The sequence below is a fragment of the Sphingopyxis sp. genome (assembly GCF_965279755.1).
In the GTDB taxonomy this organism is placed as follows: domain Bacteria; phylum Pseudomonadota; class Alphaproteobacteria; order Sphingomonadales; family Sphingomonadaceae; genus Sphingopyxis.
This window is the reverse complement of sequence record NZ_OZ257261.1, coordinates 1850418-1875683: the sequence shown is the minus strand read 5'-3', so window position 1 is coordinate 1875683 and position 25266 is coordinate 1850418. Positions and strand designations below refer to the sequence as shown.

At 66.4% G+C, this 25266-nt stretch carries 23 protein-coding genes; 10 read left to right on the top strand and 13 right to left on the bottom strand.

All coding sequences use genetic code 11. The features are described 5' to 3' along the window. Positions 1–9: 9 nt before the first annotated feature. The 4 genes from ACQY80_RS09145 to ACQY80_RS09130 form a co-directional block, all read right to left on the bottom strand. Positions 10–927, bottom strand: coding sequence for a mechanosensitive ion channel family protein (locus tag ACQY80_RS09145; protein ID WP_428678396.1), 918 nt, complete (start codon positions 925–927; stop codon positions 10–12). Further along, positions 924–2123, bottom strand: coding sequence for a cystathionine beta-lyase (metC, locus tag ACQY80_RS09140; RefSeq protein ID WP_428678394.1), 1200 nt, complete (start codon positions 2121–2123; stop codon positions 924–926). Before metC ends, ACQY80_RS09145 begins: the two co-directional genes overlap by 4 nt. Before the next feature lie 80 nt (positions 2124–2203). Continuing rightward, complete coding sequence (sseA, locus tag ACQY80_RS09135) at positions 2204–3046, bottom strand: 3-mercaptopyruvate sulfurtransferase (protein WP_428678391.1); 843 nt, start codon at positions 3044–3046, stop codon at positions 2204–2206. A gap of 161 nt (positions 3047–3207) precedes the next feature. Continuing rightward, on the bottom strand, positions 3208–4578 hold the full coding sequence (locus tag ACQY80_RS09130) for a hypothetical protein (protein ID WP_428678388.1): 1371 nt from the start codon (positions 4576–4578) through the stop codon (positions 3208–3210). Between the two features lie 124 nt (positions 4579–4702). On the opposite strand from ACQY80_RS09130, the gene queF reads away from it, so the two are divergent. Together queF and ACQY80_RS09120 are read left to right on the top strand one after the other, a co-directional pair. Next, positions 4703–5173 carry a preQ(1) synthase gene (gene queF / locus ACQY80_RS09125; RefSeq protein ID WP_428678386.1) on the top strand — a complete coding sequence of 157 codons (471 nt, stop codon included), beginning with the start codon at positions 4703–4705 and terminating at the stop codon, positions 5171–5173. A gap of 70 nt (positions 5174–5243) precedes the next feature. Further along, entirely contained in the window at positions 5244–5654 is a 411-nt protein-coding gene (locus tag ACQY80_RS09120) for an acyl-CoA thioesterase (protein WP_428678384.1), read from the top strand. Here the strand turns inward: ACQY80_RS09120 and ACQY80_RS09115 are convergent. Continuing rightward, entirely contained in the window at positions 5651–6934 is a 1284-nt protein-coding gene (locus tag ACQY80_RS09115; protein WP_428678381.1) for a cytochrome P450, read from the bottom strand. The two genes, ACQY80_RS09120 and ACQY80_RS09115, sit on opposite strands and share 4 nt — an antisense overlap. A 122-nt stretch (positions 6935–7056) precedes the next feature. On the opposite strand from ACQY80_RS09115, the gene ACQY80_RS09110 reads away from it, so the two are divergent. Then, positions 7057–9768: a M1 family metallopeptidase gene (locus ACQY80_RS09110; RefSeq protein WP_428678378.1), complete on the top strand. Its 2712-nt coding sequence runs from the start codon at positions 7057–7059 to the stop codon at positions 9766–9768. Between the two features lie 21 nt (positions 9769–9789). Here ACQY80_RS09110 and ACQY80_RS09105 read toward each other — a convergent pair whose 3' ends face one another. From ACQY80_RS09105 to hflK, 6 genes are all read right to left on the bottom strand, one after another. Then, entirely contained in the window at positions 9790–10236 is a 447-nt protein-coding gene (locus ACQY80_RS09105; RefSeq protein ID WP_428678376.1) for a hypothetical protein, read from the bottom strand. Between the two features lie 107 nt (positions 10237–10343). Further along, positions 10344–11939 carry a helicase HerA-like domain-containing protein gene (locus ACQY80_RS09100; RefSeq protein WP_428678373.1) on the bottom strand — a complete coding sequence of 532 codons (1596 nt, stop codon included), beginning with the start codon at positions 11937–11939 and terminating at the stop codon, positions 10344–10346. Between the two features lie 75 nt (positions 11940–12014). Beyond that, a complete protein-coding gene (locus tag ACQY80_RS09095) occupies positions 12015–12383 on the bottom strand; it encodes a VOC family protein (protein ID WP_428678370.1) in 369 nt (122 codons plus the stop codon). A 118-nt stretch (positions 12384–12501) separates the two neighbouring features. Continuing rightward, a complete protein-coding gene (locus tag ACQY80_RS09090) occupies positions 12502–14004 on the bottom strand; it encodes a trypsin-like peptidase domain-containing protein (protein ID WP_428678367.1) in 1503 nt (500 codons plus the stop codon). A gap of 127 nt (positions 14005–14131) precedes the next feature. Further along, positions 14132–14983, bottom strand: coding sequence for a protease modulator HflC (gene hflC / locus ACQY80_RS09085; RefSeq protein ID WP_428678364.1), 852 nt, complete (start codon positions 14981–14983; stop codon positions 14132–14134). Beyond that, a complete protein-coding gene (gene hflK / locus ACQY80_RS09080) occupies positions 14983–16086 on the bottom strand; it encodes a protease modulator HflK (RefSeq protein ID WP_428678361.1) in 1104 nt (367 codons plus the stop codon). The genes hflC and hflK overlap by 1 nt, the downstream gene beginning before the upstream one ends. 179 nt (positions 16087–16265) lie before the next feature. Here hflK and ACQY80_RS09075 point away from each other — a divergent pair, with 179 nt between their 5' ends. The 7 genes from ACQY80_RS09075 (at position 16266) to ACQY80_RS09045 (ending at position 23875) form a co-directional block, all read left to right on the top strand. After that, positions 16266–17243 carry an Mrp/NBP35 family ATP-binding protein gene (locus tag ACQY80_RS09075; RefSeq protein ID WP_428678358.1) on the top strand — a complete coding sequence of 326 codons (978 nt, stop codon included), beginning with the start codon at positions 16266–16268 and terminating at the stop codon, positions 17241–17243. After that, complete coding sequence (locus tag ACQY80_RS09070; protein ID WP_428678356.1) at positions 17243–17665, top strand: CoA-binding protein; 423 nt, start codon at positions 17243–17245, stop codon at positions 17663–17665. The genes ACQY80_RS09075 and ACQY80_RS09070 overlap by 1 nt, the downstream gene beginning before the upstream one ends. A 43-nt stretch (positions 17666–17708) precedes the next feature. Beyond that, a complete protein-coding gene (locus tag ACQY80_RS09065) occupies positions 17709–19997 on the top strand; it encodes a molybdopterin cofactor-binding domain-containing protein (protein WP_428678353.1) in 2289 nt (762 codons plus the stop codon). Then, positions 19994–20992, top strand: coding sequence for a ferrochelatase (hemH, locus tag ACQY80_RS09060; RefSeq protein ID WP_428678350.1), 999 nt, complete (start codon positions 19994–19996; stop codon positions 20990–20992). The genes ACQY80_RS09065 and hemH overlap by 4 nt, the downstream gene beginning before the upstream one ends. Before the next feature lie 96 nt (positions 20993–21088). Continuing rightward, a complete protein-coding gene (locus ACQY80_RS09055; protein ID WP_428678348.1) occupies positions 21089–22756 on the top strand; it encodes a DUF1963 domain-containing protein in 1668 nt (555 codons plus the stop codon). Positions 22757–22863: 107 nt separating this feature from the next. Beyond that, positions 22864–23586: an acetoacetyl-CoA reductase gene (gene phbB / locus ACQY80_RS09050; RefSeq protein ID WP_428678345.1), complete on the top strand. Its 723-nt coding sequence runs from the start codon at positions 22864–22866 to the stop codon at positions 23584–23586. Between the two features lie 52 nt (positions 23587–23638). Continuing rightward, positions 23639–23875, top strand: coding sequence for a ribbon-helix-helix domain-containing protein (locus ACQY80_RS09045; protein ID WP_428678343.1), 237 nt, complete (start codon positions 23639–23641; stop codon positions 23873–23875). Between the two features lie 21 nt (positions 23876–23896). Here ACQY80_RS09045 and ACQY80_RS09040 read toward each other — a convergent pair whose 3' ends face one another. After that, entirely contained in the window at positions 23897–24376 is a 480-nt protein-coding gene (locus ACQY80_RS09040; RefSeq protein WP_428678340.1) for a hypothetical protein, read from the bottom strand. Further along, positions 24361–25224, bottom strand: a complete 864-nt coding sequence (locus tag ACQY80_RS09035) for an ATP-grasp domain-containing protein (RefSeq protein ID WP_428678338.1) — start codon at positions 25222–25224, stop codon at positions 24361–24363. The genes ACQY80_RS09040 and ACQY80_RS09035 overlap by 16 nt, the downstream gene beginning before the upstream one ends. Between the last annotated feature and the right edge of the window lie 42 nt (positions 25225–25266).

Genomic DNA, 25266 nt, shown 5'->3' with positions numbered 1-25266 from the left:
GGGCGGCGCTCATTCCGGCTCGGTCGCCTCGACCAGCCGCACGTCCTGCCGCGGATAGGGAATGCGGATGCCCGCTTCCTTGAAGCGATCCCAGATTCCCAGAAACACCTCACCCTGAATGTTGCCGAGCCCCGATTCGGGGTCGGAGATCCAGAAGCGCAGTTCGTGCTCGACCGCGCGCTCGGCGAAGGCCGTGATCCACACCACCGGTTCGGGGTCAGCCAGAATGCGCGGGTTCGCCCTGGCAACCTCAACGATGATCGCCTGCGCCTCCCGCAAATCGCATTCATAGGCGACAGGAACGCGCATCCGTATACGCACGTCACGGCTCGAATAGCTCCAGTTCTCGACCGGCTGCGTCATCAGCAGCTCGTTGGGGATCAGATGCTTCTTGCCGTCGCGGGTGATGACATTGACGGCGCGCACGCCGATCTTTGCAACACGCCCGACATTGGGCATTCCGCCGGGAAGCGAGCTGCCGCCCATCGCGCTGCCGTCGCCGACGACGATAACGTCGCCCGGCTGGATCGACCGGTCCATCAGCAGGATGATCCCCGCGATCAGATTGCCGACCGTTTTCTGCAGCCCGAAACCGATCGCAAGACCGGCGGCGCCTGAAAAAACCGCGAGCGTCGTCAGATCGATGCCGAGCAGATCGATACCGAACAGCAGCGCGAACGAGAAAAGTGCGATCGCGATCAGCTTTTCGGTGAGCAGTCGCTGCGCCTGATCGATCTGGGTGTTGCGGCGGAGCAGCCATTTGATCGCGCGCATCGTCAGTTTGACGGCGATCCACAACAGAACTGCGACGACGATCGTCGAAAAAAGGCCGTAGAGCGACAGGCGGTACGAACCGATGTCGAGCCCGATCGCCTTCATCGCGTCGATGGCGCCGGCCAGCCCCTCGCGAATCCCGGCGGCACTCATAGCGCGGCAAAACCGCGTTCGAGATCGGCGATCAGGTCGGCGGGATCCTCCAGTCCGATCGAAAGGCGCACGAGCGGGTCGGGATCGCCCCACATGGTGGCGGTGCGGATTTTCGGCGGATCGCTCGGGACCACGAGGCTTTCATAGCCGCCCCAACTGAAGCCAATGCCGAAATGCGCAAGCGAATCGATGAACCGCGTACGCGCCGCCTCGTCGACACCCTTCAGCGTGAAGCCAAACAGGCCGCTGGTGCCGGTAAAGTCACGCGCCCAGAGCGCGTATCCAGGATCGCCGGGCAACGCGGGGTGCAGCACGCGGCCGACCTCGGCCCGGCCGGCCAGCCAGTTTGCAACCGCCAGCCCATTTTCGCCATGCCGCGTCATCCGCACGTCGAGCGTCCGAAGCCCGCGCAGCATCAGCGCGCAATCGTCGGGCGAGACGGCCTGACCGAGCTGATAGGCCGCGCTACGCAGCTTGGGCCACACCGCCCGCGTCGCGGTCAGGCTGCCCATCATCGCATCGCTGTGTCCGCCGACATATTTGGTGAGGCTCATCATCGTCACGTCGACGCCGTGCGCCATCGCCGGGAACAGCAAGGGGGTCGCCCAGGTGTTGTCGAGCATCGTCAGCACCCCGCGGTCGCGGGCCACTGCGACAATCGCCGGAATATCCTGAACCTCGAAGGTCAGGCTGCCGGGCGATTCGAGAAAGACGAGCTTTGTTTCGGGGGTGATCAGCCCGGCAATCGCGGCGCCGACGAGCGGGTCATAATAGGTCGTCCGTATCCCCATGCGCGCCAGCATGCCGTCGCAAAAGGCGCGCGTCGGTTCATAGGCGCTGTCGACCATCAGCAGATGGTCGCCCGGCGCCAGCAGCGCGAGCAGGCCGGCCGAATTGGCCGCAACGCCCGACGGATAAAGCAGCGTGCCCTCGGCGCCCGGCTCGAGCGCGGTCAGCGCGTCGGCGAGCGCCCATACGGTCGGCGTCCCGCGCCGGCCGTAATAAAGCTTGTCGTGGGTCGCATGACCCCGCGCCTTGAGGTCGGCGATATTGTCATAGAGAATCGTTGAGGCACGCCACACCGGCGGATTCACGACACTGCCGCCAAGTCGCGGATCGCCGGTCCATTCGGGCCGCCGCCCGCCCTGCACCAGTTTCGTCGCGGGGCGGAGGCTGTCGTCGTCGCTTTTGCTCATCGAGCCTTGTTAGCGGCGCAACGGGCAAAATCCAGTGCCGCCGCGCGTATGCGGCAGCGGCACTGGACAGGATCGCAGGATCAGGCGGCGCCGGTCGCCTTCGGGGTGGCCGGATCGGCACCCCATTCGGTCCAGCTGCCGTCATAGACCGCGACATCGTCCTTGCCGAGCAGGTGCGCGCCAAAGGCCACGACGGTCGCGGTCATGCCGCTGCCGCAGGTCGTAACCAGCGGCTTGTCGAGGTCGACGCCGGCCGCATCGAACGCGGCCTTCAGGTCGTCGCCGCGCTTCCACGTGCCGTCGGCATTGAACAGATTGCCATGCGGCAGGCTGACCGAACCCGGGATATGACCGGGCGCCATGCCGGGACGCGGATCGCGTTCTTCGCCGGTAAAGCGGGCGGCCGGACGCGCGTCGACGACCTGCTCGGCGCCGCTATCGATGTTCGCAAGCACCTCGTCCTTGGTGCGGACCGCTTTCGCGTCGCGCCACACGGTGAAGTGGCGGTGGCGCAGCGCCTGCTTGCCCATTTCGAGCGCGCGGCCTTCGGCCTTCCACTTGGCAAGGCCGCCGTCGAGCAGCGCAACGTCGTGTGCGCCGAACAGCTTCAGCAACCACCAGGCGCGCGCCGCGCTCTTCAGCGGGCTGTCGTCATAGAGCACGATGCGGCTCCCGTCGCCGAGGCCGAGCGACTGCATGCGGCTTGCGAATTTTTCGGCGGGCGGCGCCATATTCTCTATGCTGTTGTTCGCATCGGTCAGTTCCGCCAGGTCCATGAACACTGCGCCGGGAATGTGGCCCGCTTCATATTCCGAGCGCGCTTCGCGATCGGTTCCGGTCATGAATTTCGTCGCATCGACGACCCGCAGGTCCGATGCCCCCAGTTCGCGTTCCAGCCAGTCGGTTGAGACCAAGGCGTCCATGTCATGCTCCTGTTGCGACCGTCGGAACCTGTTTCGTCGTCCCTAGCGGCCAGTCCTGCTGCGCTCTTTTTTCCCGGGGAAGGCAAGCCTATGCCCCGGCGTGCCCTTTTTCAAGCACGGTGGCGGTCTGCCTCAGACGATGCTGCACTGCAACAGAAAAGCTATTGGTTACGCCGCATTGCCGTCGTGCGCGCGCCGGGACGGTTAACCATCAGGTTCGGCCGGTCGAGCGGCAGCGGGGCGAGCTTGTCGCTGCCGCTCTCGCCCTGTTCGCGGCCGAGCACGAAGCTGCCTGCATTCTGGCCAAAGGCATCGCCCTCGCCATCCCAATGATAGGTGACGTCAAAGACCAGCACCGGAATCAGCATCGGCTTGCCGCCGATCATCAACGGCTCGACCGACGCGCGCGGCAGCATTACCTCGGTCGAAAGCTGATCGCCGGCACCCGGCGCAATCATCATGTCGTCGCGGAGCACGCTGCCGCCCGCGCCGTCGAAGAAGCGCGCGAGCACTGGCTCGGTCATTGCCGACCCCTGATTGAGCGCGATCCGCACCATCAGGCCCGTCGCGGCAACCGGTCCCTCGTTGCGCAGCCCTAGCGTGAAGGCGACAATCAGTTGCTCGGGCGTCATGCGGATACCGCGAATGTCGAGCGTCATCGCAACCTGCGCGCGCCGCTCGGCCATCGGACGCGTGACCAGCGGCGACGGCGCCAAGGGTGCCGGAGCGACTGGCGCGGTCGGCCGCGGCGCGGCGGGTGCCGGACGCGGTGCAGGCGCTGCGGCGCGCGCCGCAGGCTGGGGCTTTTCGGGAACAGCGGGCTCGGCGAAACCGGCGTCGATAGCACCGGCAAGCGCTGGCCGGCGGCGCCAATACCAGATGCCCGCGCCAGCGGCGGCGAGGCCGGCCAGCAACCAGGCCCAGAGCGGTGTCCCGCCCCCACTATCCGCGGGCGGCGTATCCGCATCGGCCGAAGGAACGGGTTCGGTCGGATCGACCGAAAAGCCCGGCGTCGCCGGCGAGGGCGCCTCGACGGCAGGCGCGCTCGTCGGGAGACCGCCCGTCGGGGGAACGGCTGCGGCGGGGCCGGCCGGGGCGGAAGAAGGAACGGGCGCAGGCGTCGTCCCGGCGGCGGGGCGCGGTGCCGGGGTTGCACCCGTTTGCGGGTCACGGCGCGCCGGAGATGTCGCGGCGGGCGCTGGCGTCGGCGTCGCGGGGCGTGTCGGAACCACCGTTGGCGGCGTCGTGCGCGGGGCGGGCGCGGGGGTCTGCACCCCGCGCCGTTCACCGGGTGCTAGCGGCGGGAGGCCATTATCCGACGGGCCCTGCACGCCCGAGGCGCGGCCATCGTCGGCGGGCGGCAGCCGGAAAGTCGACGATGGCGCAGGAGTGGGTGCGGGAGCGGGAGCCGGAGCCGGCGTTTCAGTCTGCGCGAGCGCGGGATATCCGCCGCCCAGCACGAGCATGACCGCAAGCGCCGCCAACGACGCGCGCGCCGCCTTTTCCGTTCGTCCGATTGTCCGCACCGTCATTCCTGATCCGCGATCCCGTATGCTCATCCCGCCGCGCCGCTGAATCGGCGCTGAACCCCTGCCCGGCCGCCATCCGGATGGCGCATGGCGTGACAAGGGCCGCGCCGGGCACTAGACGGTTTCCATGTCCGATTCCAGCCATCCCCCGCTTGCACCCAAACATCTTGGCCAATCCAGTGAACTGCCTGCCTCGCCCGAGGCCGCCGTGCTCGACTATGTGCCCAATCCGCGTGCCGGCGACCTGTATCTCGTCCGCTTCGCCGCGCCCGAATTCACCTCGCTCTGCCCCGTCACCGGCCAGCCCGATTTCGCGCATCTCGTCATCGACTATGCGCCGGGCGAGACGATCGTCGAATCGAAGAGCCTGAAGCTGTTCCTCGGCTCGTTCCGCAATCATGCGGGCTTTCACGAGGATTGCACGGTCGGCATCGGCCGCCGCCTGTTCGACGAGATGCAGCCCCGCTGGCTGCGCATCGGCGGCTACTGGTATCCGCGCGGCGGTATCCCGATCGACGTCTTCTGGCAATCGGGCGCACCGCCCGAGGGGCTGTGGCTCCCCGATCAGGGCGTCGCGCCATATCGCGGGCGCGGCTGACCGCTATTTTCAACAAATCCGGTCGGATTTCATCTTTCCGTCACGAATTGTTGACACTAATGTCAACGCTATGACCACCGCCTCGCTTCCGCACGACCATGCCATCGCCGTCGGCGCCGACCAGATCGATTTCATGGGCCACGTCAACAACGCCCATTATCTGAGCTGGGTGCAGGATGCGGTGCTGTCGCACTGGCGCCAGATCGCGCCGCCTGACGCAGTCGCGGCGCATCTGTGGGTCGCGTTGAAGCACGAGATCACCTATCGCCGCCCAGCCTTCCTCGACGATCAGGTCATCGCGACCGTGATCCTCGAGAAAGTCCAGGGCGCGCGCGCCTTTTACGAGACGATCATCAAGCGCGGCGAGGAAGTGCTGGCCGAGGTCAAATCGAGCTGGTGCTGCATCGATGCCGAAACGCTGCGTCCCGCCCGCCTCGCGAGCGACGTGATCGCGCGCTTCTTTCCGGGCGAGAAGGTCTAAGCCGCCTCGAACCGGATCGGCAGGCGCTTGAGGCCGCCGACGAATACCGATTCCACGCGCGCCGGTTCGCCGGTCAGCTCGAGGCTCTTCAGCCGCGGCAAAAGTTCTTCCATCATGATCCGCATTTCCATGCGCGCGAGATGCTGGCCAAGGCAGACATGCGCGCCGAAGCCGAAAGCGATCTGCTGGTTCTTTTCGCGGTCGGGATCGAAGGTGAAGGGATCGCCGAACACGCCCTCGTCGCGGTTGCCCGAGACATAGTTGAGCATCAGCCAGTCACCCTCGCGGATGGTCTGGCCACCAATCTCGACATCTTCCCTGGCGCTGCGCATGAAATGCTGGACCGGCGTCGTCCAGCGGATCGCTTCCTCGATCAGCCCCGCCTTGTCGCTGTCCGCGTCGCGAAAACGCTCGAACAGTGCCGGATTCTTCGCGAGCTCCATGATCGCGCCCGCGGTCGAGGCACTCGTCGTGTCGTGCCCTGCGGTCGCGATGATCATATAATAGCCTGCGAGTTCGCGGTCGGGAATCTGTTCGCCGCCGACCATCGCATTGGCGATCACCGTTGCAATATCCTCGCGCGGATTGCTGCGCCGGTCGGCGGTCAGTTCGCGGAAGTAATTTTCGAAATCGGCGATCACATAATGGAGCATCGCGATCGCCTGTTCGGCGCTCGTGATCTCGACCTTGTTGCGGTTGAGTTCGGGGTCGGTCGATCCGAAAAGCTGCTGCGTCAGCATCAGCATGCGCGGCTCGTCCTCGGGCGGCACGCCAAGGATGTCCATGATCACGCGCAGCGGATAATGCGCCGCGACGTCGCGCGCGAAATCGCATTCGCCGCTTTCGAGCATATGATCCACCGTCTCGCGGGCGAGGGCGCGGATGCGGTCTTCGACGATCTTCAGATTCTTGGGCATGAACCAGCTCTGCGTCAGCAGGCGGTATCTCATATGGTCGGGCGCATCCATCTGGACCAGCGACCGGATCAGATGCCCGTCATTGTTCGGCGTCGCGGCGCGGGCGAGCGCCTCGCCGTCACGGTTGGACAGAACGGTCGGGCGGATGCCGTTGGCGAAACGCTGCGGATCGCGGCTGATCGCCATGATGTCGGCATGGCGCGTCACCAGCCAGAAGGGATCGTAATCGGGATTTTCCGCGACCGCGAGCGGCGCATTGGCGCGCGCCCAAGCGAGCTGCCGGTGAAGCCCGTCCCAATCGCCATAGGCGGCGGGGTTAACGACGGCAGCGGATACCTCTCCAGGCAATATAGGTTTTGTCATGCAACCGAAGCTGCCCCAGTTTTTGCCGTCTGTCGAGAGCCATGGACCGCTTGCCGAAGCGGTGCGTTGTAATGGTCTGCACGGGCGTAGCGCGCGCCCAAATCATATCGGGGATCGCAGCCATGACATATCCGACTCGCCATCTTTTCACCGCCGCCGTTTCGGCCTTTGCTCTCGCCGCCTGCGCCGCCCAGCCGGATGCGCGGCCGGTCACGACGCCGACACCGCCGGTCGCGCTAATGCCGGCGTCTACCGGCGAACCCCTCGACGCCAGCGTGCCCAGCCAGCTTCCGCGCATCGCGCGTCCGCTGCACTATGACATCAGCGTCACCCCGGACGCGAAGGCGCTGCGCTTCGCAGGCGAAGCCGGCATCGACATCGAGCTTTATGCGCCGTCGGCAACGCTGACGCTGAACGCGCTCGACCTCAGCTTCGCCGACGCAACGCTGACCGGGCCCGACGGCAAGGCGATCCCGCTGACCGTGACGACCGATGCTGACGCGCAGACCGCGACTTTCACTGCACCCGCGGACCTCAAGCCGGGCAATTATCATCTCGCGACCCGCTACACCGGGGTGATCGGCACGCAGGCGAACGGCCTGTTCGCGCTTGACTATCCTGACAAGGCAACCGGCGCCGACACGCGCGGGCTGTTCACCCAGTTCGAGGCGCCCGACGCACGGCGGTTTGTCCCGAGCTTCGACGAGCCGAGCTACAAGGCGACCTTCACGCTGTCGGCGATCGTCCCCGCGAGCGACCTCGCGGTCAGCAACATGCCCGCCGCGAGCGAGACCCCGCTCGCGAACGGCCTGAAGAAGGTAACCTTCCAGATCTCGCCGAAAATGTCGTCCTATCTCCTGTTCTTCGCGACGGGCGATTTCGAGCGGCTGGCCAAGAAGAGCGAGAGTGGCGCCGAGGTCGGCATCGTCTCGCCCAAGGGGTCGGGCGGGCAGGCGCGCTTCGCGCTCGACAGCCTCGCACCGCTGCTGACCTATTATGCCGACTATTTCGGCCAGCCCTATCCGCTGCCCAAGCTCGACAATGTCGCGGGGCCCGGCCAGTCGCAATTCTTCGGCGCGATGGAAAATTGGGGGGCGATCTTCACCTTCGAGCGCATCCTGCTCGACGATCCGAAGATCACCAGCGAGGCGACCCGGCAGGAAATCTATACTACGCAGGCACATGAGGTCGCGCACCAGTGGTTCGGCGATCTCGTCACCATGGCGTGGTGGGACGACCTCTGGCTCAACGAAGGCTTCGCAAGCTGGATGGAGACCAAGGCGAGCGACCATTTCCACCCCGACTGGCAACCGCTGCTCGGCCGTGTCGACGGGCGCGAGCGCGCAATGGGGCTCGACGCCTTCGCGACGACGCACCCGATCGTCCAGACGATCCGCACGGTCGAAGACACCAATCAGGCGTTCGACGCGATCACCTATCAGAAAGGTGAAGCCGTCATCACGATGCTTGAATCCTATGCGGGCGAAGATGTGTGGCGGAACGGCCTGCGCGCGTACATGGCGCAGCACAAATATGGCAACACGCGCACCGACGATCTGTGGAACGCGGTCGAGGCGGCGGGCGCGAGGGGGCTGACCGCAATCGCGCATGATTTCACCAACCAGCCGGGTATCCCGCTGCTCCGCGTCGGCGGCATCACCTGCGCGAGCGGCAATACGAGCGTCGAGCTGACGCAGAGCGAATTTTCGCGCGACCGCAAGGACAGCATCGACGGCGAGAAGCGGCGCTGGCAAGTGCCGGTGCTCGCGCGCGCCGGCGACGGCGCGGTGGCGCGGCAGGTCATCACGGGCGGGACCGGCTCGTTGACGCTGCCTGGCTGCGGCCCTGTGCTGATCAACGCAGGTCAGGCGGGCTATTATCGCACGCTCTATTCGCCCGCCGCGCTTGCCGCGCTGCGCGGACGGTTCGCGAGCCTTGCCCCGATCGACCAGCTCGGGCTGCTCGGCGACAATTTCGCGCTTTCCAATGCCGGGTACCAGCCGATGGGCGCGTCGCTCGACCTGCTCGCGGCGACGCCGAAGAACGCGAACCAGAAGGTGATCGGCGATGCCGCCGGTCGGTACGAAACGCTTTACGGATATTTCGACGACCAGTCCGCCGCGCAGAAGCAGATCGCGACGCGCGCGGGCGCGGCGCTCGCTCCGGCAATGCAGCGCCTGGGCTTCGATGCGCGCGTCGGCGAACCCGCGCTCGACAGCATCCTGCGGTCGGAGTTGCTGGGCGCGCTAGGCGCGATGGGCGATGCGAAAGTGCTGGCGGAGGCGCGGCGCCGCTTCGCGCTGCTCGGCAGCAACCCCGCCGCGCTCGACGGTCCGCTCAAGTCGCGCTGGCTGGGCATCGTCGCGTCGAACGCGACCTCGGCCGAATGGGACAAGCTGCGCGCCATGGCCAAGGCGTCGAAATCGGCGGTCGAACGCGGCGCTTTCTATACGCTGCTCGGCAATGCCAAGGACCCCGCCCTTGCACAGCGCGCACTCGACCTCGCGCTGACCGCCGAGCCGGGCAAGACCACCAGCGCGGCGATTATTGGCGCGGTCGCGCGGTCGCATTCGGCGCTCGCGGTCGATTTCGCGCAGGCGAACCGTGCCGCGGTCGACCAGCTGATCGATGCATCGGCGCGCGCGCGATTCGTTGCCGGGCTGGCCGCCTGGTCGAACGATCCGGCGATGATCGCAAAGCTTGGCGCCATCGCCGCCCCGCTGCCCGCCGACGCGCGCAAGCCCTATGACAAGACGATCGCGAGCCTGAAGGAGCGCAGCGTCAGCCGTCCCCGCATCAAGGGCGAGGTCGCGGCCTGGCTGAAGGTGAAATGAGGCGCAGCCGCAGCGCGTCGGTCATTCGGCGAGCTGCGGCGCCCCGGCCGGCATGGCGCTTTTCCATTCGGCCCGCGCCTTGCGGATCATGACTTTCAGCGCGTCGGCTTGACGCTGCCACGCCGCTGCCGCGTCCCCCGTCCATGCAGAACCGGCTGCGCTAGCCAGTTCCTCGACCGTCAGGTCGAGGAAGGCATCATATTCGGCGATCGGAAACGCGCCATAGCTGCGATGGGTGAAGACCAGTTCGGCAACGAGCGGCCATACCCAGCCCTCACCCTTCGCGAGCCCGAACATCATCTGCAGCGTCTCGTCGGTCATTCGCCGCGAGGCGGCGTCGACCGAGATGAAATCGGCGCGCCGCGCCGGAAAGGCGTCAAAAAAGCGCTCGAACAGCGGCAGGCGGATATCGGCGTCGGCAGCGGCTATCAGGCTCGCCTCCATCACCGCGACATCGTTCCGGGCCATCAGCCCCCTCCTCGTCATCCCGGCAGAAGCCGGGATCTCATCTTATCGTCCAGACGCACCGGCGAGATCCCGGCCTTCGCCGGGATGACGGGAAATAAGGACGTCGCTCATTTGAACAGGCTGCCGAGGATGCCGCGCATCAACTGGCCGCCGAACTTGCCCGCGACCTGCCGCCCGATGCTGGTTGCCGCCGAGCGCGCCGCCGACTGGATCATCTTGTCGGCCATCGAGGGTCTGGCAGCCTCGCGCGCCGCCGCCTTTTCCTGTTGCAGGCGGATGCGCTCTTCGGCCGCTTTCTGCTTCGCCTCTTCCTTGGCGGCGATCGCGGCCTGCTTGTCGGCCTCGACCTGCGCCTTTGCCTCGACGGCGGCCGCCTGCGCCTGCTCGGCCTTGGCGGCGAGCAGTTCCTCGGCGCTCTCGCGGTTGACCGCCGTGTCATATTTGTCGGCGACGGGCGAGATCGACTTGATGATCGCGCGCTCCTTGGCGTCGAGCGGACCCGCACGCGAGCAGGGCGGCTTGATCAGCGTGCGCTCGACCGGCGACGGCGCGCCGTCGGCCATCAGCAGCGAAACAAGCGCCTCGCCGACCTTGAGCTCTGTGATCTCGCGTTCGACATCGACCTTGGGGTTCGGGCGGAAGGTTTCGGCGGCAGCCTTGACTGCCTTCTGGTCGCGCGGGGTGAACGCCCGGAGCGCGTGCTGGACGCGGTTGCCGAGCTGCCCCGCGACCGCCTCGGGCACGTCGATCGGGTTCTGCGTGACGAAATAGACGCCGACGCCCTTCGAGCGGATCAGGCGCACGACCTGTTCGATCTTGTCGGTCAGCGCGGGCGGCGCGTCGTCGAACAGCAGATGCGCCTCGTCGAAGAAGAAGACGAGCTTCGGCTTGTCGGGGTCGCCAACCTCGGGAAGCGTCTCGAACATCTCGCTGAGCAGCCAGAGCAGGAAGGTCGCATAGAGCTTCGGGCTCGCCATCAGCTTGTCGGCGGCGAGGATGTTCACATAGCCGCGGCCATTTTCGTCGAGCCGGATCATGTCCTGGATGTCGAGCGCGGGTTCGCCGAAGAAATGATCGCCGCCCTGCGTCTCGAGCGTCAGAAGCTGGCGCTGGATCGTTCCCACCGTGGCCTTCGACACATTGCCATATTTCGTCGTCAGTTCGTCGGCATTTTCGGCGCACCATGCGAGCATGGCCTGCAGATCGCCCAGATCGAGGAGCAGCAGATTCTGCTCGTCGGCGACGCGGAAGGCGATTGCGAGGACGCCTTCCTGCACCTCGTTGAGCCCCATCAGCCGCGCGAGCAACAGCGGTCCCATTTCGGAAATCGTCGTGCGGATGGGGTGGCCCTGTTCGCCGAACAGATCCCAGAAGATCACCGGATTGTCGTGATAGGCCCAGCCGGTATCGCCAATCTCGGCCGCGCGCGCGGCAAAAATCTCGTGCGTCTTGGTGGTCGGGCTACCCGCCATCGCCATACCGGCAAGGTCGCCCTTCACGTCGGCGACGAATACCGGCACGCCGACCGCCGAAAAGCCTTCGGCGATCCCCTGCAGGGTCACCGTCTTGCCGGTGCCGGTCGCGCCCGCGATCAGCCCGTGGCGGTTCGCGCGCTTCAGCACCAGCGACTGGCGCGGCCCGTCGGGCGCGCCTCCACCACCGAGGCCGATATAGATTTCGGTCGCTTCGCTACCGTCGCTCACAATGCTGTCCTCCACTCGGGCACCTGTTTTCAGGTCTAGAGGGGAGGGGCAGGAAATCAAGCCGACAGCAACGCCTCACCCCATGATGAAGGCGTTGAGCTTGTTGCCGTCGGGATCGCGGAAATAGCCCGCATAAAATCCATCACCGCGCGGTCCCGGGGGGCCTTCGCAGGTGCCGCCATTGGCGAGCGCGATGTCGTAAAGGCGCTGAACCTGATCCTGATCCTTCGCTTCGAGCGCGACCATCACGCCGTTACCGACGCTGGCCGGATTACCGTCGAACGGCTTGGTGAGGCCAATGCCCGCGCCGCCGTCCGGTTTGCCCCATGCAATGAAACCGTCGAACTCCATCATCCGCGGCGTGTCCAGTTCGCCCGCGATCGCGTCATAGAAAACCGCCGCCTTGGCGAGGTCTTTGGTTCCCAGCGTTACATATCCGATCATCTTCCATCTCCCGACTCGTTGAGTTGGAACATAATAGGAACATATTGGGCGGCGCGCAAAGAAAAAGGGCGGCGGGTCCGAAGATCCGCCGCCCCGATTCGATTCCCGTCCGAAAGGATCAGGGCTTGATGCGCAGCGCCACATCGGCCGACGGGCCGCCACGGCGCAGAACCTCGACGAGCACCGCCTCGCGGCCGGCCGCCTTCGCGGCGGCGACCGCCTTCGACAGCGCGTCGGCGGTCGTCACCGGGGTGCGGTTGGTACCCGCACTGACGATCACGTCGCCGCGGCGCAGGCCCTTGCGGCCAGCATCGCTGCTCGCCGAAACCGCCCCGACCACGACGCCCTTGGTCGCCGGATCGACGCCGACCGCGCGCGCGATGTCGGCGGTCAGCGGCTGGACCGAAAGCCCGAGCTGGTTCTGGATTGCGGTATCGGCCGCGCCCTTCGGATCTTCGGGCATAGCCTGATCATCTTCGGGATCGAAGGTCGTTCCGGCGAGTTGTTCCTCGGGCGGGCGCGTGCCCACGACCGCATAGAGGGTCATCGTCTTGCCGTCGCGAATGATCTCGAGCGGAATGCGCGTGCCGGGCTTGGTGTTCGAGACGATGTACGACAGCGTCTGCGACGGCGTGACATCCTTGCCATCGACCTTGGTCACGACGTCACCGCGCTTCAGGCCGGCCTTTTCTGCCGCCTGCCCTTCCTCGATCCGGCCGACACGCTCGCCGCGATCCTTTGGCAGGCCGAGCGCCGCCGCCATATCCTCGTCGACCGGGGCGATGCCGATCCCCAGATAACCGCGCTGGATCTTCTCGCCCGACTTCAGCGCGTTGATCACCGGGATTGCCGCGTCGGCGGGAATTGCGAAGTTGACGCCGATGTTCGCGCCGACGGGCGAGATCAGCATATTGTTGATGCCGACGACATTGCCGTGCAGATCGAACAGCGGACCGCCCGAGTTGCCGCGGTTGATCGCGGTATCGGTCTGGATATAGCGGTCATAGGCCCCGCCGCCGCCGAGGTTGCGCTGAACTGCCGAGATGATGCCCGCGGTCACCGTCGAGCCGAGGCCAAGCGGGTTCCCGATCGCGACCACCCAGTCGCCGACACGCGCCTTGGCGCTGTCGCCGAATTTCACGAAAGGCAGACCCGTCGCGTCGATCTTGAGCAGCGCAAGGTCGGACGCGGCGTCGCGGCCGATGATACGCGCCTTATATTCCTTGCCGTTGGTCAGCGTAACCGTGACCTGATTCACCGCCTCGGCGCGCGGGCCACCGGTGACAACATGGTTGTTGGTGACGATATAGCCGTCATCCGAAATCAGAAAGCCCGAGCCGCCGCCCTGCTGTTCCTGCGTCACCGGCTCGCGCGTTCCCGCGAAAGGATCGATGCGTACGCCGAGCGTGACTTCCTGCTTGGTCGAGATGTTGACGACCGCGGGCTGGAGCTGTTCGACGAGGTCGGCGAAGCTTTCGGGCGCGCCGGCGCGCGGCACGGCCTTGGCGATCTCGCTCTTTTCGTTCTGCGCGACCTGCGCGATCACGGGCGACTGGGTGACGAGCGCCAGCGCCGTACCGCCCATCAGCAAGGCCGAAGTGATGCCATAAACATAACGCACGATCGCAATTCCTTTTCTCTTGCGAAAAACTCAAAACCCCGGCCGTCGCTGTCTGCTAGGCCGTGGCTTAACGGCAATTGAACATGAACGGGACTTGCAGGTTCCATTCATTCGCCGACTATTCCGGTTAACCGCCCTTGAAGTGACGCAGATATTCATTGTCTGGCGACAAGATTACCGACGTGCCGCCTTGGTTGTTCTCACCCAGGAACGTCTGTCGATAGCTCTGCATCGCGCGATAGAAATCATAGAATTCGGGATCCTTGCCATAGCTGGCGGCATAGATGCGCGCAGCCTCACCGTCGGCGTTACCGCGAATGATCTGCGCTTCCTTCTGTCCTTCGGCGCGGATCGCGGTCGCTTCCTGCTGGCGAGCCGAGCGCATACGGTTGTACGCCGCGACGAGCGTCGCGCCCTCGGGCAGGTCGGCGCGCTTGATCCGGACGTCGATGATCTCGGCGCCATATTTGTTCGCCTCGCGATTGAGCGCGATCTGGATATTGTCCATCACCTGCCCGCGTTCGGGGGACAGCAAGGTCGCAAAGGTGCGCTTGCCGAGCTCGTTGCGCAGTGACGAGCCGAGAATCGTCGCAAGCTGCTGCTGCAATTTTTCCTCGGTACGGATCGCGGTGTACATCCGCACCGGATTGGTGATGCGGAAGCGCGCGAACGCGTCGACCTGCAGTCGCTGCTGGTCGGTCGAGAGAACCTGCTGACGCTCCATGTTCACACCAAGGATACGCTTGTCGATATACTGGATGCTCTCGAAGAAGGGGATGCGGACCACGAGACCCGCACCCGAGCGACCGAAATCCTCTTTCGGGTTATAGCGGTTCACCGTGCGCTCGATCTCGCCGAAACGCAGGATCAGCGCCTGCTTGTCCTCGGGAACGATGGCGAGCGTCTGCGACAGGATGACCAGAACTGCGACCGTGCCGATGAGCAGGCGGAGCGGATTGCGGAAGAGGCTGTCGAACATCAGCGGCCTCCCTTCGTCGCCGCATCGGGCGTCGCTGCATCGGGCACCGCGACCGCGCGCCGCTGGACTTCATTCAGCGGCAGATAAGGGGTCACCCCGCGCGGCTCGACGATCGTCTTGTCGGTGTTCGACAACACATTCTCCATCGTTTCATAATAAAGCCGCTTGCGGGTCACGCCCGGCGCCAGCTTGTATTGTTCATAGATTTTGTCGAACGCCGCGGTGTCGCCGCGGGCGCGTTCGAGCACCTGCTGCTCATAGGCGCGCGAGAGGTTGATCGCCGATTCGCGCTCCTGGCGCGCGGCGGTGACCTCCTTGAATGCTTCGTCGACCTGGCTCGGCGGGTCGGCCTGGCGGATCGCGATGCCCTGAATCGCCACACCGGAGCGATATTGGTCGAGCAGCGCCTGCATGCGCTGTTGCACTTGGCGCTCGATCTCGACACGCCCCGGGCCGATCGCCTGGACGAGGTCAAAATTCGCGACCGTCGCACGCATCGAGCTTTCGGCCACCTCTCGGAGCGTCCCGTCGGGGTCGGCAAGCTGGAAAATATAGAGTTCGGGATCGCGGATCGACCAGCGCACCTCATAGGCGAGATCGACGATGCTCTGGTCGCGGGTCAGCACGAAATTCTCGTCGGTCGCGTTGGGCGACCCCACCGGCATCGTGCGGATCGCGCGGACGTCCTCCATGCGGATGCGCTCGATCGGCGCCGGCCAGGTAAATTTGACGCCCGGCCCGACGGTCCGCGAATAGCTGCCGAGCCGCGTTACGACGCCTTCCTTCTCGGGCGGGACGACATGGAAGGAGGAGAATATAAACCAGACAAGCACCAGCGCACCGATGCCCCATTTCCAGACCCTGGCCGAATCGCCGAAATTGAAGCCGTCGCCGCCGCCCGAACCGCCGCCGCCGAAACTGCCGCGTCCCTTGCGCAGCAATTCGTCGAGTGCAGAAGGTCCGCGCGGCTTGCGGCCGCGCGCCGGATCGGCGGGATCAGGCGTGACCCAGGGATTGCGCGGGCCGCTGCGGTCGCCGCCGTCGTCCTTGCCGCCATCGCCTTTCGGTCCCTTCGGACCACTGCCCCACGGGCTGTTCGCCATCAGGCTTATCGAATCCAAAAAGCGCCGCAGTCCCCTCGGGCCGCGGCCACCCATGACGCCGTCATTCTCGTTGCTCATCCTGCTTTTATAGGGGCGACGCGCGCGATTAACAGGGGGCGAGCGAAAATGACTGGCGAAATCGCTGGCAATCGGCCTCGCCATCCCTATCAGCGCGGGACATGACCGATATTGCTCCTCTCGCCAGCATTGCGACCGACCTCAGCGGCGGACGCACCTCGGGCCTTCGCTTTCTCGACGATCAGGGCACGCTTGCGATCGTCCTCGACGTCACGGGACTGGCCGAGGAAGACCGCAAACCGCTCGAGGAAAAGCTGCGCGCCGGACTGCTGGCAAAGCCGGGCGTCGCCTCGGTGCGCGTCGCGATGACTGCGGAACGCAAGGGCCTCACCATTATAGCGGTCGGCAGCGGCAAGGGCGGGGTCGGCAAATCGACGCTGGCCGCCAATCTTGCCGTCGCGCTGCAGCGCCGCGGCGTGAAGGTCGGCCTCGTCGATGCCGACATCTATGGTCCGTCACAGCCGCGCCTCATGGACAGCGAGGGCGTGAAGCCCGAGGCGCGCGGATCGAAACTGGCCCCCGTTCCCAACGCCTATGGCGTCCCGATGCTCTCGACCGGCCAGATCGCGGCGCCGGGGCAGGCGATCGCGTGGCGCGGTCCGATGGCGGGCCGCGCGCTCGAACAGCTGATCGACGCAAGCTGGGGCGACATCGACACCCTCGTGGTCGACCTGCCCCCCGGCACCGGCGACGTCCAGCTGACGATGATCCAGAAACACAAGCCGGCCGGCGCGGTGATCGTGTCGACGCCGCAGGATCTTGCGCTGATGGACGCGACGCGCGCGATCAGCTTTTTCGAACAGGCCGATGTGCCGATGATCGGCCTCGTCGAGAATATGGCGGGCTATGCCTGCCCGCATTGCGGCGAGGTCAGCGATCCCTTCGGCAGCGGCGGCGCCGAGGCGGCGGCGAAGGTGATGGGGCTCGACTTCCTTGGCCGCGTGCCGCTGTCGATGGGCATTCGGCTCGCAAGTGACGGCGGCGTGCCGCCCGCGGCCGGAACCGACCCGCAGGGTGAACCGTTCCACGCAATAGCGGCGAAGGTCGCTGCCTGGCTCGACACACGAAAGGGCAAATGATGGCGATCAACGACGACAGCGAGATCCGCGACCTGCTGGGCCGGCCGCGCCGCATCGCCGTCATCGGCGCCTCGCCCAACCCCTCGCGCGCGTCGAACGAGGTGCTCGCCTTCCTGATCCGCCAGGGCCACGACGTGATCGCGGTGAACCCGGGCCACGCCGGCAGCACGATCCATGGTGCGCCGGTCGTCGCGACGCTCGCCAATGTCGAGCCCCCAGCCGAGATCGTCGATATCTTCCGCAACAGCGAGCAGGCCGGCGCCGCGGTCGACGAAGCGATCGTCCATGGCGCGAAGGCGGTGTGGCTGCAGATCGGCGTGATCGACGAGGCCGCGGCAAAGCGCGCCGACACGGCGGGCCTGACTGTCGTGATGGACCGTTGTCCCAAGATCGAGATTCCCCGCCTCGGCCTCACGCGCTGAATTTCTTTGCGCCGATTCGCCGCGCTGACTATCAGCAGCGGGCATGACCGGCATCAGGGACAAAGTGGGGCAAAACAGGTCGCGACTACCGCATGTCAGTCGCCGCCAGATCCTCGTCGGCGCGACCGCCGCGGGCGGGCTCGCCCTCGCCTGGACCTTCTGGCCGCGCGACTATGAACCCAATCTCGCCGCTGCGCCGGGCGAGCACGTCTTCAACGCCTTTCTGAAGATCGGCGACGACGGCCATATCAGCATGATCGTCCCGCAGTGCGAAATGGGACAGGGCGTCACCACCCTGCTGCCGCAGATCATGGCCGACGAACTCGGTGCCGACTGGCGGACGATCGCGGTCGAGACCGCCCCGATCAATCCGCTCTATACCAACACGCTGGTCGTCGACGAGGACAGCGCCGTCTTCACGCCGCGCAGCCTGGTCCCCGATATGGTGTCCGATGTGCGAAGCTGGGCGCGCCGCGAATGGGCCGTACGCCATGCCGTGATGCTGACCGCGAACAGTTCGTCGGTGCGGATGTTCGAGGCGCCGTGCCGTGAAGCCGCAGCGCAGGTGCGCGCATTGTTGATGATGGCGGCGGCGCGGCGCTGGGATGCCGACTGGGAGCAATGCGATACCGACGGCGGTTTCGTCACCTTCGGCCAGCGCAAGCTGCGCTTCGGTGAGGTTGCCGCGGCCGCCGCGCTGCTAGAACCACCCGCCGAGCCCGTCTATCGTGCGGCGAGCGCCGACCCGCTTTACGGCAAGGAACTGATCCGGCTCGACCTGCCGTCGAAGGTCGACGGATCGGCCAACTATGCCGGCGACATCCGCCTGCCCGACATGGTTTTCGCCGCGATCCGCCAAGGCCCGCTCGGCGCGACGCGGCTGAAGAGCATCGACCGGAAAGCGGGCCTAAAATCGCCCGGCCTGCTTCACATCGTCGAGCATCAACGCTGGCTCGCCGCCGTCGCGCGCAACTGGTGGGCGGCGAACGAAGCGCTCGACCGCTTCGCCCCGGTATTCGAAACGAGTGGAACCCCGATCTCTTCGGACCGGATCGACAAGGCGCTGCAGACCGCGCTCAAGGCGGACGGCTATCGCATCCGCAAGGAGGGCGATGTCGCGGCCGCGATGGAGGGCCGGACCAAGATCGCCGCACGCTACGCCGTCGCCCCCGCGCTCCACGCGCCGATCGAGACACGCACCGCGACCGCAGCCGTCGATGGCAGCAGACTGCGCGTGTGGGTCGCGACGCAGGCGCCCGCGCAATGTCGCGACGCGATCGCTGCCGCGACCGGCCTGTCGCCGTCGGAGGTCACGCTGTTCCCGATGATGGCAGGCGGCTCGTTCGACGCCTGCCTCGACCATAGCGTTGCGGTGCAGGCGGCGATCATCGCGCGGCAGATCAAGCGCCCGGTCCAGCTCGCATGGTCGCGCGCGGAGGAGATCATGCGCGACATTCCGCGCGCTCCGGCGCGCGCGAAGATGATCGCGACGCTCAATGCGGCCGGCGGGATCGATGCCCTCGTCGCGCGGATCGCTGTTCCGCCGACGAACCACGAGGTCCGCGACCGCTTGTTCGACAATGCCCCCGCCGATGTCGCGCAGCGCGCCGCGGCGGGGTCGCCGGACGCGTTGGCGGTCGAGGGCCTCGCGACCCCCTATGCGATCCGCCATTTCGCGGTCGACCATTGCCCTGCCGACATCGGGCTGCCGACCGCACGCTGGCGCGGCAACGCCGACAGCTACACCGCCTTCTTCACCGAATGCTTCATCGACGAGATGGCCGCGCGCGCCGGATCGGACGCCCTGTCCTATCGCATGGCGATGCTCGGCGAATCGCCGCTGCTTGCGCGCTGCCTGCTCACCGCGACCAGCCTCGGCGGCTGGGAGGGCGGACTTTCGGGAACCGCGCAGGGCCTTGCCTGCCATTCGATGCGCGGCAGCCATATCGCGCTGCTCGCGACCGCGCGGCCCAGCGAAAGGGGATTGCAGGTCGAACAGCTCGTCGCCGTCGTCGACGCCGGCCGGCTGGTCAATCCGGCGATCGCGCGGCAGCAGGTCGAGGGCGGCCTGATCTTCGGCCTCGCGGCCGCGGTCGGCGCCACGACCGACTATGACGGCGGCGTCGCGACCGCGCGCAAGCTCGGCCAGCTCGGCCTGCCGCGCCTCGCGCAGAGCCCGCAGATCCTGATCGAATTCGTGGACAGCGACCGTGATCCGGGCGGTCTCGGCGAAATCGGGGTGCCCGTCGTCGCGCCGGCGATCGCCAACGCGATGTTCGCTGCCACCGGGCGCCGCATCCGCCGCCTGCCGCTTTCGCCGGAGCCGGTGTGACGATCCGTCCCGCCAACCATGTTGCGGTGCCGGAGGCCCGCGTCGGCGTGCTGCTGGTCAATCTCGGCACGCCCGACGCGCCGACGCCATCGTCGGTCCGCCGCTATCTCGCCGAATTTCTGTCGGATCGCCGCGTGGTCGAGATTCCGGCGCTGCTCTGGCAGCCGATCCTGCGCGGGATCATCCTGACAACACGGCCGAAAAAATCGGCGCACGCCTATGCCCAGGTCTGGACCGACGAGGGCTCGCCGCTGGCGGCGATTACCAAGCGGCAGACAAGCGCGCTGCAGGATGCGCTCGGCGACGACATTCGCGTTGCCCATGCGATGCGCTATGGCCAGCCCGCGATCGGCGCCGCGCTCGATGCCCTGATGGCCGAAGGCTGCCGCCGCATTCTCGTCGCCCCGCTCTATCCTCAATATTGCGCCGCGACGACCGCGACCGTTGTGGACGCGGTGAACGCGCATCTGGCGACGCTGCGCTGGCAGCCTACGCTGCGCTTCCTGCCCCCCTATCACGACGACGTCGCCTATATCGGCGCGCTTGCCGCCTCGGTCGAAAACGGTCTCGCGGCGCTCGATTTCATCCCCGACACGATCGTCGCAAGCTTTCACGGCATGCCCGAGCGGACGCTGAAACTGGGCGATCCCTATCATTGCCAGTGCCGCAAGACGGCGCGCCTGCTCTCGGAAGCCATCGGTCGCCCCGTCGAGGTAGCATTCCAGTCGCGCTTCGGGCGCGCCAAATGGCTCGAACCCGCGACCGACACGACGCTTGCCCGGCTCGGCCGCGAAGGCGGAAGCGTCGCGATCTTCGCGCCAGGCTTCGCCGCCGACTGCCTCGAAACGCTCGAAGAGCTGGCGATTCGCGGCAAGGAGCAGTTCGAGGCCGCCGGCGGACGCCACTTCGCCTATCTGCCCTGCCTCAACGACGGCGCACCGGGCATGGCGATGCTTGAGACGCTCGTGCGGAGCGAACTCGCGGGATGGCTTTGAGCGGGTAACGCTTACCTCCTGTTTAACTCCTTGGATTAAACTGGTCGCTTGGCGGCGCCGGGTCTGGCCGGCACTCCGCATTTCGAAGGGTGGATCATGAGTGACCTCAATCGGGCGGCACTGACACTGGCCGGCTTAACGGCGGTCTTTCTGTTCCTCGTCTACATGGCCTGGCGCGCGCGCCGTCGGCAGCCCGAGCCGGCTGCGCCGCGGGCACCGAAAGCACCGCGCCTGCCGGGCGAAAGCCGCCTGCCCAAATTGTCGCGCCGCGCCGAACCTGCGTTCGAGCCGGCCGAAATCGCACCGTCACGCCTCGCACGGATCAGCAAGGCGGTCGTCGAACAGCCGCTCGAGCCCGCCGAAGCCTATGAACCCGAGCCCGTCGCCGCGCCGGTCCTGTCCAAGCTGGCTCCCGAAATAGCTGTAGCGCCGGCAGACGAAGCCGCGGATTCATGGGCCGACGAGCCCGAAGTCGCGCCGGTGCCGTCGCCCTCCTCGTTGGAACCCGCAGCACCGGCGATGGACGAAGCGATCCTCGATGCGCTCGCCACGCGTGTCGAACAACAGGCGCACGAAAACACCGCCGCGACCATGTCCGCGCCGCAGACTGCCAGCGGCGGAATCCGGCTGGCTCCCCAGATTCCGCCGCGCGATGCCATTTTCCGCAAAAGCTGGATGGGCGGCCGCCCCCGCCTGCCCGATGTCACCGAATGGCCGCAGATCGACGGGCGCGACGGCGATTTTATCGCCCAGATCGCCTGCGCCGACCTGCCCCCGATGCTGTGGGACGGGCTGGGGCCGCGGACGGGCTCGCTCGCCTTTTTCGCCAATCCCGACAATGGTGAAGCAACAGCCCTGCATCTGGCGACCGACGGACCGCCGCGCGATGCCCCGCGCCCTGTCGGCCCCGCCTATTTCAGGCCGCGCGGCCTTGATTCGACGCCGCTCGCCCCTCTCGCCATTCCCGGATTTCCCGAATGGGCGGTCGATGTGGTGGCCGACGCCTCCGCGTCTCGCAATGCCGCCGAGGCCGACGCGATCCTGTCGGCCGACTATGACATCGGCGATCCCGCTTTCCACCCCTTCGACTGGCCGAGCATGCTCGCGATGGCGCGAATTCTGGAAGCGCGGGTGTTGACGCAACCGACCGACGGCACCCCGCCCGACGATGCGAACGACGAGCTGGTCGAGGCGATTGCCGATGCGGCCGAAGCCAATCGCGACGCCGCGCAGCGCACGGCCGAGATCATCGCGATCATCCGCGAAAGCGCCGCCGCCGACACCGGCTTCTCGCCAACCGACGCGACGGCAGTGATGGCCGCGCTGCACGCGATCCGCTGGACGCAGGTCACCGCACGGCCCGATCCCGAAAGCGGCGTCGACGAGGTCGAGACGCTCGCGCTGCCGCTGACTCGCCACCGCCCCGACGGCGATCTGTGGGTCGATGCCTGGCGCGACCTGCTGTTCGACCATGCCCGGCACGCGTGGTGCGCCAACTCCGCCAGCCTCTCGGCTCCCGCATGTGCCTTTTTCGAGCCGCTGTGGCAGGCGATGGGCGGCGACGGCCTTGCCTCGATGGGCAATTTCCCGTCGCACCATGCGCCGGGATTCGACGAGGAGCGCGACGTCGTGCTGCTCGAACTGCCGCCGAGCGACCTGCTCGGCCTCGCGCATCGCGGCGGCGGGCATGTCGTCTTCGCGATCCGCAAATCCGACCTTGCCATGGGCGACTTTTCGAAAATCCGGGCGCTCGCCGGCAACTGATTGCTATCCCGCCCGAAATGCCTGCCGATTGACGTTCCGGTCAACTTGCGGGGCGCCCGGCGGCGCCCTAAGCAAGGGGAAGAACCGCTTTTGGGAGAGCAGTAGACATGGCACGAATCGCAGTCGTCACGGGTGGCAGCCGCGGAATCGGCGAGGCGATCAGTCTCGCGCTGAAGGACGCCGGAGCGACCGTCGTCGCCAATTATTGCGGCAATGACGAAAGAGCGCGCGAGTTTACCGAACGGACCGGCATCCCGGCCTATAAGTGGGACGTCGGCGATCATCAGGCGTGCCTCGACAGCTGCGCGCAAATCGCCGCCGAAGTCGGCCCGATCGACATCGTGGTGAACAATGCCGGCATCACCCGCGACGGCACGCTCGCCCGCATGAGCTATGGCGACTGGGACGATGTGATGCGCGTCAACCTCGGCGGCTGCTTCAACATGGCGAAGGCGACCTTCGGCGGCATGGTCGAGCGCGGCTGGGGCCGCATCGTCAACATCGGATCAATCAACGGGCAGGCGGGCCAATATGGTCAGGTCAATTATGCCGCCGCCAAATCGGGCATCCACGGCTTTACCAAGGCGCTGGCGCAGGAAGGCGCCAAGAAGGGCGTCACCGTCAACGCGATCGCGCCGGGCTATATCGACACCGACATGGTTGCCGCGGTGCCCGCGCCGGTGCTCGAAAAGATCGTCGCCAAGATCCCGGTCGGCCGCCTTGGTCAGGCCGAGGAAATTGCCCGCGGTGTCGCGTTCCTGTGCAGCGAAAATGCCGGATTCGTCACCGGATCGACGATGTCGATCAACGGCGGGCAACATATGTACTGACGATGGCAGGCGGCGGCTTTGCGGCCGCCGCTTTGGCCGCTAATCTCCGACGATGGCCAGCGCCTTCCATCCCCCCGTCAAACGCTCGGTCACGATCGCGGGTCACCCGACGTCGATCAGCCTAGAGCCGGCCTTCTGGGACGCGCTTGAGGCCGCCGCTGCGCGGCAGGCCCTGCCCGTCAACGCGCTCGTCGCGCGGATCGATGTCGAGCGGATGGAAGCCGAAGACCCGCCGAACCTGACCTCGGCCATCCGGCAATGGCTGTGGCTTCATCGCGAAGCGGGCTGATTGGAAGAACGGGACTAAACCCTACAGCGCGGCAACACCGTAGAGCGCAAAGCCCGTATAGCCCTCGGGCAAATCCTGCCCCGGTCCCGGGCAATCGCCGGGGGTCCAGAACAGCCTGTGCAGACCGAGCGTATTCAGTTCAGCCTTGAGCCGCTTGAATTGCTCCCATCGCGCGGCGCTGCGACGCGGGTCCTGGGGATCGTAAAAAGACGACAGGGTGCAGGCGACCAGCGCGCCGTCACGGTCATTCCACGCGCTTTTGATCGTGGCCAGAAATGCAAGCGATGGCGGATCGAGCTCCGTCGAATCACCTTGGAAATAGACGAAAAACGGACCCGGCACCGGATCCCGTATGACGGGCGGCGGTGGCGGCTGGTTGTCGATCTGAGCCAGTCCGGGCTGGCCGGCGAACAAGGCGATCAATAAGGCCATCCAGCGGAGCATGGCCGATTCATGGATGAGTTTCGCTATCCCGGCAAGCGTAGCTATGCCGAAGCGCATCCCGCGATGGCCCATCCGAACGCCGCGCCCCTGTCGGGTGCATGATGCAGGAACAAGGATGGCTCGATCAGTTCCAGTTCCATGATGTGCAGCTTGCCCGTCGCATCGCCCACCATGTCTATGCGGGCGTACACCGGCGCTGCGGGCGCTGCGGCCAGCGCCCCCGCCGCGAGCGCCTGCGCCTCGGCGCTCGCGTCCCAGTCGCTCTCGCGACCGCCAAACTGCTCCTGCACGCGAAAATCGCCCGACGCGGGCCGTTTGACGATCGCATGGCTGAATTTTCCGGCGAAAAAGAAGAGCGAAAATTCGCCGTCGGTCAGGATACCCGGCATCATCGGCTGGACCAGCCGACGCTGGTCGAGCGCATCGGCGGGGATCGCCGCGCCGGGCGCGATACGATGGGTGCCGTCGGCGCCGCCCGAGATCGCTGGCTTGATCACCACTTCTTCGGCGCCGAGCGCCTTCCGTGCGGCGGCCAGCGCAACGTCATCGAGCGCGGCGACTTCGACCGTCGGCACCACCGCGACGCCCTTGACCGCGAGCTCGGCCAGATAGGCCTTGTCGCTGTTCCAGCGCAGCACCGGCACCGGATTGACCACCGGCAGGCCTTCGGCTTCCAACCGGTCGAGCAAGCCGTACCAGGCCGAAACGTCGCGCTGATAGCCCCACGCGAAGAGCGGCAGGATCAGATCATAGCCCGACAGGTCGCCGGGGTCGGTCCATACCCGCTGCTCGACGATCAGCCCGGCCGCCGTCAGCGCCGCCGCCTTGCGGGCAAAGGCGGGCTGCCATTTCTCATAATAGTCGGGCGCCGGGACCAGAATCGCGACGCGGGGCTGAAATGGCATTTTCATCTCCGATACGGCACCAGCCCGCTCCCCCCTGCCCTG

Bases quoted from the DNA above. Each gene is read 5' to 3' on its own strand.
- ACQY80_RS09145 (WP_428678396.1), bottom strand. From the start codon at position 927: ATGAGTGCCGCCGGGATTCGCGAGGGGCTGGCCGGCGCCATCGACGCG.
- metC (WP_428678394.1), bottom strand. From the start codon at position 2,123: ATGAGCAAAAGCGACGACGACAGCCTCCGCCCCGCGACGAAACTGGTG.
- sseA (WP_428678391.1), bottom strand. From the start codon at position 3,046: ATGGACGCCTTGGTCTCAACCGACTGGCTGGAACGCGAACTGGGGGCA.
- ACQY80_RS09130 (WP_428678388.1), bottom strand. From the start codon at position 4,578: ATGACGGTGCGGACAATCGGACGAACGGAAAAGGCGGCGCGCGCGTCG.
- queF (WP_428678386.1), top strand. From the start codon at position 4,703: ATGTCCGATTCCAGCCATCCCCCGCTTGCACCCAAACATCTTGGCCAA.
- ACQY80_RS09120 (WP_428678384.1), top strand. From the start codon at position 5,244: ATGACCACCGCCTCGCTTCCGCACGACCATGCCATCGCCGTCGGCGCC.
- ACQY80_RS09115 (WP_428678381.1), bottom strand. From the start codon at position 6,934: ATGACAAAACCTATATTGCCTGGAGAGGTATCCGCTGCCGTCGTTAAC.
- ACQY80_RS09110 (WP_428678378.1), top strand. From the start codon at position 7,057: ATGACATATCCGACTCGCCATCTTTTCACCGCCGCCGTTTCGGCCTTT.
- ACQY80_RS09105 (WP_428678376.1), bottom strand. From the start codon at position 10,236: ATGGCCCGGAACGATGTCGCGGTGATGGAGGCGAGCCTGATAGCCGCT.
- ACQY80_RS09095 (WP_428678370.1), bottom strand. From the start codon at position 12,383: ATGATCGGATATGTAACGCTGGGAACCAAAGACCTCGCCAAGGCGGCG.
- hflC (WP_428678364.1), bottom strand. From the start codon at position 14,983: ATGTTCGACAGCCTCTTCCGCAATCCGCTCCGCCTGCTCATCGGCACG.
- hflK (WP_428678361.1), bottom strand. From the start codon at position 16,086: ATGGCGAACAGCCCGTGGGGCAGTGGTCCGAAGGGACCGAAAGGCGAT.
- ACQY80_RS09075 (WP_428678358.1), top strand. From the start codon at position 16,266: ATGACCGATATTGCTCCTCTCGCCAGCATTGCGACCGACCTCAGCGGC.
- ACQY80_RS09070 (WP_428678356.1), top strand. From the start codon at position 17,243: ATGGCGATCAACGACGACAGCGAGATCCGCGACCTGCTGGGCCGGCCG.
- ACQY80_RS09065 (WP_428678353.1), top strand. From the start codon at position 17,709: ATGACCGGCATCAGGGACAAAGTGGGGCAAAACAGGTCGCGACTACCG.
- ACQY80_RS09055 (WP_428678348.1), top strand. From the start codon at position 21,089: ATGAGTGACCTCAATCGGGCGGCACTGACACTGGCCGGCTTAACGGCG.
- phbB (WP_428678345.1), top strand. From the start codon at position 22,864: ATGGCACGAATCGCAGTCGTCACGGGTGGCAGCCGCGGAATCGGCGAG.
- ACQY80_RS09045 (WP_428678343.1), top strand. From the start codon at position 23,639: ATGGCCAGCGCCTTCCATCCCCCCGTCAAACGCTCGGTCACGATCGCG.
- ACQY80_RS09040 (WP_428678340.1), bottom strand. From the start codon at position 24,376: ATGCGCTTCGGCATAGCTACGCTTGCCGGGATAGCGAAACTCATCCAT.
- ACQY80_RS09035 (WP_428678338.1), bottom strand. From the start codon at position 25,224: ATGCCATTTCAGCCCCGCGTCGCGATTCTGGTCCCGGCGCCCGACTAT.